The sequence below is a fragment of the Pseudomonas sp. EL_65y_Pfl1_R83 genome, assembly GCF_963970695.1.
Classification (GTDB): domain Bacteria; phylum Pseudomonadota; class Gammaproteobacteria; order Pseudomonadales; family Pseudomonadaceae; genus Aquipseudomonas; species Aquipseudomonas tritici.
Genome location: NZ_CAXAQI010000494.1, coordinates 1 through 434 on the forward strand (window position 1 = coordinate 1; position 434 = coordinate 434).

Annotated in this window: 1 pseudogene; it reads right to left on the reverse strand. The window is 62.7% G+C overall.

From position 1 onward, the window contains the following. Positions 1–339, reverse strand: a pseudogene (locus AACY08_RS30005) (TonB-dependent receptor); the annotation flags it as partial. Between the last annotated feature and the right edge of the window lie 95 nt (positions 340–434).

Here is a 434-nt window from a genome sequence, read left to right on the forward strand (position 1 = left end):
ACGGTCGATCACGCCCGACTTGCGTTCATATGTACCACGCGCGCCGATCGTGAGCGCGAGCCTCGGGTGAAAATGCCAGGTGCCCTGCGCAAACACAGCTACACTTTGCGAATTCAAGTCGGCTTCGGTCGAACTCGTCACACCATTGAAGGCGACCAAGGATGGCGGCGGCACGGCCGTATTGCCCAGGAAATTCGCCGCTTTGGCACCAAAAGCGAGACGAAGCGCCGATTGTAGCGATTGCCGGAAGTAATAGAGCCCGGCCGTCGCATCGATCCTGCCGCCGCCGGGATTGGCGATGCGAACCTCCTGGCTGAATTGCCAGTCGTCGGTCGGCACGGACGCGTTCGTGTAGGCCTCGGCGCTCGACAGATCACCGGCGAAACCCGCCCGCTAGCGCCATGCGCGATAGCCCGTCACCGCCGTGATCTCCG